We start from the raw sequence: 6,284 nt of genomic DNA, 5'->3' as shown, positions 1-6,284 counted from the left end.
GCGTCGGCCTCACGCATCGGGGCATCGACTCGGCCCGGAACCTGCGAGGCGGAGACCAGGTTGCTGCCCAGCTCTTCGTGGAGCAAGGGGGCGTTCTTGGCCAGCGCCGCTTCGGGGTCGGTCACCGCATCCAGCGGTTCGTACTGCACTTCGATCAGATCGAGGACATCCTGGGCGTGATACGCATTATCGGCCACTACCACCGCCACCGCCTCACCCACGAAACGCACCTTGCCGCGCGCCAGCACCGGATGGTCGGGTAGTTTGGGCACCGGCGCCACGCAGGGCAGGGGACCGATACGGCCCTTGAGATCCTCGCCAGACAATGCGCAGATCACGCCGGGGGCGTTGCGCGCGGCGCTCAAATCAATCGAAAGGATACGGGCGTGGGCGTAGGGACTGCGCATGATTACCGCCACCGCCATTTCCGGCAATCGCACATCATCGCAGTAGGTAGCGGCGCCCGCGATTAGGCGCGGATCTTCGCGCCGTTTGACTCGCGCTCCGACAAATTTAGGTACTACCGCCATCGGATTGTCTCCTTGCCGAAAACTGGTGGCCGACTTGCTGAGCTGATGGATTGGACCTTCAGCCTGATTGGCGCATGCGCTGGGCCGCGTAACTGACGGCGTTGACGATATGCTGATAACCGGTGCAGCGGCACAGGTTGCCTTCCAACGCGCGCCTTATCTGGGCCTCGTCAGGGTCAGCATTGTGTGCCAGCAGGTCGGCGGCGGTCATGATCATGCCCGGCGTGCAGAAGCCGCATTGCAGGCCGTGTTCGTTCCAGAAACCCTCTTGCAGTGGATGTAATTCGCCGCTTGGCGCCAACCCTTCGATGGTAGTGACCTGGCAGTCTTGGGCCTGAACCGCCAGCATCGTGCAGGCCTTGACCGCGCGTCCGTTGAGCAAGACGGTACAGGCCCCGCATAAGGAAGTTTCACAACCGACGTGAGTGCCGGTCAGGTTGAGCCGATCGCGTAGATAATGGACCAGCAAGAGCCGGGGTTCGACCTGGTCGGTTCGCGCCACGCCATTGACCGTCAGCCTGATTTCCATCGTGCTTGCCTCGTTGGTGAATAAGGCATTTTCTACTCAGCGCCTGGCTTGGGCATAGCAAAACTGCTGGCCGGGGCCAACTCTCGCGGTTGCGCCTACGTCCAGCGTGATTAAATTCTTTACCAAGCGAGGGGCTAGGCGTAACTCAAAAGACATGAACTTAAATCGTTATACTGAAAAGGCCCAGGAAGCTTTGGGGCGGGCGCAATCAGCGGCCAGCAGCCGGCAAAATCAGGCGGTGGACGTCGAGCATCTGCTGGCCGCGCTGCTGGAGGACGAGTCCGGGCTGGCGCCATCTATTTTGAAGCTGGCTGGGGTGGACGTCAGACAGGCGGCCAGCCGGCTGGAAGCCGAGTTAGCCCGGCTGCCGCGTGTCAGCGGTTCGGGTGCCGACGCCGGGCAGGTTTATATGACCCAGCGGCTGTCGCGCGTGCTGGCGCGCGCGGAGCAGGAAGCGGGCCAACTCAAAGACGAATATGTCTCGATCGAGCATCTGCTACTCGCCATTTTCGATGAGCCCGGCGCGGCGGGCAAGGTGCTGCGGGACCTGGCGCTGACTCGTGACAAACTGATGGATGCGCTGCGCAAGGTGCGCGGCAATCAACGGGTGACCTCGGCCAATCCCGAGGCCACCTACCAGGCGCTGGAGCGCTACGGGCGCGATCTGACCCAACTGGCGGCGGCGGGCAAGGTCGATCCGGTGATTGGGCGCGATGAAGAGATCCGCCGCGTGATCCAGGTGCTGTCGCGCCGGACCAAGAATAATCCGGTACTGATCGGCGAGCCGGGAGTCGGCAAGACCGCGATCGTGGAGGGGCTGGCGCAGCGGATCGTGCGTGGCGACGTGCCCGAAGGGCTCAAGAACCGGCGCGTGGTCGCGCTGGACATGGGCGCGCTGGTGGCGGGGGCGAAATTCCGCGGTGAATTCGAGGAGCGGCTTAAGGCGGTTCTGAAGGAAGTGCAGCAGGGCGAAGGCGAGATTGTCCTGTTTATCGACGAGCTGCATACGGTGGTTGGGGCGGGTGCGGCAGAAGGCGCGATGGACGCTTCCAACCTGCTCAAGCCGATGCTGGCGCGCGGTGAGCTGCATTGTATCGGTGCCACCACCCTAGACGAGTATCGCAAACATATCGAGAAGGATGCGGCGCTGGAACGGCGGTTTCAGCCGGTGCTGGTGGACGAACCCAGCGTGGAGGACACCATTTCGATCCTACGCGGGCTCAAGGAGCGCTACGAAGTTCACCACGGGGTGCGGATCAAGGACGGCGCGCTGGTGACTGCGGCGGTGCTCTCCAAGCGCTATATCGCCGACCGCTTTCTGCCCGACAAGGCGATTGATTTGATCGACGAAGCCGCGGCACGGCTACGCACCGAGAAAGAATCGCTGCCGGTGGAGCTGGACGAAGTCAACCGGCGGATCATGCAACTGGAGATCGAGCGCGAAGCCTTGCGGCGGGAGACCGACGCCGCCTCGCGCGAGCGACTGGAGCGCTTGGAGAAAGAGTTGGCCGAAGTGCGCGAGCGGCACGACGGCTTGCAGGCCCAATGGCAGCGCGAGAAGGGCGGCTTGGAGGAATTGGCCAGCACCAAGGCGGCGATCGAGCAGACCCGCCAAGAAATCGAAAAGGCCCGGCGCGACTATGACCTCAACCGCTTGGCCGAATTACAGTACGGCAAACTGGCCGGCTTAGAGAAGAAGCTGGCCGAACAGGAGGCGGCTTTGACCGCGCGCGCCGGCGGTGAGCGCATGATTAAGGAGGAGGTGGACGAGGAAGATATCGCGCACGTGGTGGCACGCTGGACCGGCATCCCCGTGCAGCGCCTGATGGAAGGCGAAGTGAAGAAGCTGGCCCATCTTGACGATGAGCTCCATCAGCGCGTGGTTGGCCAGGACGAGGCGGTTTCGGCGGTGGCCGACGCGGTGGTGCGGGCGCGGGCGGGCTTGAAGGATCCCAATCGCCCGATCGGCTCCTTTATCTTTTTAGGCCCTACCGGTGTGGGCAAGACCGAGCTGGCGCGGGCGCTGGCCCAATGTCTGTTCGACGACGAAGCGGCGATGATCCGCATCGACATGTCGGAGTACATGGAAAAGCATACTGTGTCCCGCCTGGTCGGCGCCCCCCCCGGGTACGTCGGCTACGACGAAGGAGGCCAACTCACCGAGGCGGTGCGCCGGCGTCCGTATAGCGTGGTGTTGTTCGACGAGATTGAAAAGGCGCATCAGGATGTCTTCAACATCCTGCTCCAACTGCTTGACGACGGGCGTTTGACCGACGGCCACGGGCGGACAGTGGACTTCCGCAACTGTATCGTGATCATGACCTCCAATATCGCAAGTCAGCTCATCCTGTCGTTTCGGGGCAAGGATTACGAGCAGATGAAAGAGCAGTGCCTGGAAGTATTGCGCCAGAATTTTCGGCCTGAGTTTCTCAACCGAGTCGACGAAATCGTGGTCTTCCATCCGTTGGCCAAAGAGGAGTTGCGTGTGATCGTCGATATCCAGTTACGCCGGCTACGCGAGCGGCTGGCCGAGCGGCATATCGAACTGGAGCTGACCGATCGCGCGCGCGATTATCTCGCCGAGCATGGCTACGATCCGGTTTACGGAGCGCGGCCGCTGCGGCGCATGATCCAGCGCGAGCTGGAAACCGCGCTGGGCCGCCGACTCATCAGCGGCGAGGTGCACGAGCACAGCCGGGTGACCGTGGATGCGGGCGCGGGCGGTTTGGAATTCCATCCCGGCGCCCCCGCCTCCGCCGCGGCCTGAGTGAGCGCAGGGCCGGCGACCCGGCCCTGAAACAGACTTGGCCGTTTTTTAGTCCTGAGCCTCCTATGGAGGGCGGCGCGGAGTCTAGGAAACTGGTCAGGGGGCGTCAGGATTCGTCGCGCAAGGTGAAGGTGGCTGGCCAGTAGATGGGGCCAAATTCGGGAGCTGGGAGCTTGCCGCTGCCGAAGACGTCGCGCGGCTGGACCTCGAAGGTCAGCGCGCCCTCGATTATGTCGATGTCTACCATGCCGTCGCCCAGGTACAGGTCGATCGAATAGCTCCCTGGCATCAGGGGCGGCCGCTCCAGGCGACAGATGATCGTCCCCTGCCGGCAACGGGAATCGTCAAAGTCTCGCATCCATTTGTTGTTCACTCCCAACAGCGGGTCGCCATGCGGGCTGCGCAAGGCGATGCCCAAGGAGGGCGTCAGGCTGGTAGTGCCGCAATCGAAACTGACCGCGATGGAGAACGATTCACCCATCGCGACGCCGCCGCTTAACATCTCACGTTCGTTGCGCAGCGCGACCTCCGTCATCACGGCCTGCGAGTTGCGGGTGCGGCCGGAATGGCCGCGCAGCGAGCGCTGGCCTGCGTCGCGATCGGAATGACGAGCCAGATAATGGTCGATTATCTGGGCGGGCGGGCCGTGAGCAATCAGTTGTCCGCCTTCGATTAGGATGCAGCTATCGCACAACGACTGGATGGCGGTCATGTTGTGGCTGACGAACAGCACGGTACGGCCTCCGCGCGCGACCTCGTTGATTTTGCCCAAACATTTCTTTTGGAAGGCGGCGTCGCCCACCGCCAGCACCTCGTCCACCAGCAGAATTTCGGGTTGCAGATGGGCGGCGACCGAAAAGGCCAGCCGCACATACATCCCGCTGGAGTAGCGTTTGACGGGGGTATCGAGAAAACGGTCGAGTTCGGCGAACGCGACGATCTCGTCGAATTGACGCACGATCTCGGCGTGCCTCATCCCCAGGATCGCGCCGCTTAGAAAAATGTTCTCGCGTCCGCTTAGTTCTTGATGGAAACCGGTACCGACTTCCAGTAGGCTGGCCACGCGGCCGTACAGCTCGACCCGCCCGCTGGTGGGCGCGGTAATGCGCGCCAGCACCTTCAGCAGAGTGGACTTACCCGCGCCATTGCGGCCCACTAGACCAAGCACGGCACCGGGTGCGACCTCCAGGTTCACATCGCGCAGCGCCCACATATATTGGGCGCCGTGGCGCGGGGTGCTGGCGCGCCGTGGGAGGCGGATGGCAGCCGTCAAGGTGTCGCGCAGAGTGTAATAATTGTCGCGTTGGCCCAGCCGGTAGCGCTTGGAAAGTTGTTCGACGCGGATGATCGATTTCATCGCCGTCAGATCAGGTCCGCGAACTCGCGCTCCATGCGCTGAAAGATGCTGGCGGAAGCGACCAGCAGGGCGGCGATGGTCGAAACCGTTAGCGCCAGCGGCAACCAAGGCAGCGGGCGACCGGCGATGGCGGCGCGAAAAGCCTGGATGATGCCGGTGAGCGGATTGAGTAGCAGCAGCCAGCGAAAACGGCTGGGAACGAAGCTGGTGGGGTAAATCACCGGCGTCAGAAACATCCAAAGCTGAAGGGCGAAGGGCAGGGCGTAGCGCACGTCGCGGTACTTGACCATCAGAGCCGATAAGCCCAGGCCGACGCTCAGCGCCGCCAGCGCATCGATCAGTCCCAGGGCGGGGAGCAGCAGCATCTTGGGCCGCAAGGCAATGCCGTACCAGGGTAACAATCCCAACAGCAGCAGTGCCGCAATCAGGAAATCAACCAGGGTGGCGGCCACCGAGGCCGCGGGTAGCAGCAGGCGTGGGAAGTAAACCTTGGTCAGCAGATTGCTGCTGACCAGCAGGCTGTTAGAGCTGGTTCCCACCGCGGCGTTGAAGAAATTCCAGGCTAGCAGGCCACAATAAGAAAAAATGGCGTAGGGGAGGCCGTCGGAGGGCAGGTGGGCGAGCCGCCCAAATAGGAGGGTGAAGACCGCCATTGTCAATAGCGGTTGCAGCACCACCCACAGCACCCCAAGCACGGTCTGCTTGTAGCGAACCTTAACGTCGCGCCAAGCCAGGAAGTAGAACAGGTCCCGATGGCCCCACAGATCGTGCCAATCGATCCTGGCCCAGGCGCGCCCGCCGTCGATAACCAGCAGCGGTAGCATGGGCAGCGTGACCGTTTCCGACCTGCTCCGCCCCTGTGCCGGGGAGCTGCCGAAATCGGCGTCTTCGGCCTCCAACCGGTTCATTAGGACGCTATTGTGATCTACGAGGGGCGACAACACCAGCTTCGCAAGCTCTGCTTGATGGCGAACACGATGAGAAAGCGCGCTGTGTGGGGAAAAGGTAGCAGATTGCATCCCTGATTGAGTAGTCCGAGCATAAAGTGTAACAATCTAGCGCTTTTCTCGGAGAATAAGCTTTCTTCCCGAGGGCAAAGGA

At 62.5% G+C, this 6,284-nt stretch carries 5 protein-coding genes; 1 reads left to right on the top strand and 4 read right to left on the bottom strand.

Annotated elements, in window-relative coordinates; translation table 11 throughout:
- Together VKV28_03800 and VKV28_03795 are read right to left on the bottom strand one after the other, a co-directional pair.
- Positions 1-530 (bottom strand): hypothetical protein (locus VKV28_03800; protein ID HLH75913.1); only part of this gene is annotated, 530 nt, incomplete at its 3' end.
- Positions 531-588: 58 nt separating this feature from the next.
- On the bottom strand, positions 589-1,059 hold the full coding sequence (locus VKV28_03795; GenBank protein HLH75912.1) for a (2Fe-2S)-binding protein: 471 nt from the start codon (positions 1,057-1,059) through the stop codon (positions 589-591).
- 154 nt (positions 1,060-1,213) lie between these two features.
- Here VKV28_03795 and clpB point away from each other — a divergent pair, with 154 nt between their 5' ends.
- A complete protein-coding gene (gene clpB / locus VKV28_03790) occupies positions 1,214-3,826 on the top strand; it encodes an ATP-dependent chaperone ClpB (GenBank protein HLH75911.1) in 2,613 nt (870 codons plus the stop codon).
- 106 nt (positions 3,827-3,932) lie between these two features.
- Here the strand turns inward: clpB and VKV28_03785 are convergent, their stop codons facing one another.
- Complete coding sequence (locus tag VKV28_03785; GenBank protein HLH75910.1) at positions 3,933-5,183, bottom strand: ABC transporter ATP-binding protein; 1,251 nt, start codon at positions 5,181-5,183, stop codon at positions 3,933-3,935.
- 5 nt (positions 5,184-5,188) lie between these two features.
- A complete protein-coding gene (locus VKV28_03780; GenBank protein HLH75909.1) occupies positions 5,189-6,091 on the bottom strand; it encodes an ABC transporter permease in 903 nt (300 codons plus the stop codon).
- Positions 6,092-6,284: the final 193 nt, after the last annotated feature.

The sequence above is a fragment of the Candidatus Binataceae bacterium genome (genome assembly GCA_035294265.1).
Taxonomy (GTDB): Bacteria; Desulfobacterota; Binatia; order Binatales; family Binataceae; genus DATGLK01.
Note: the sequence above shows the minus strand (reverse complement) of the source record. Positions and strands in the feature narration are given on the sequence as shown.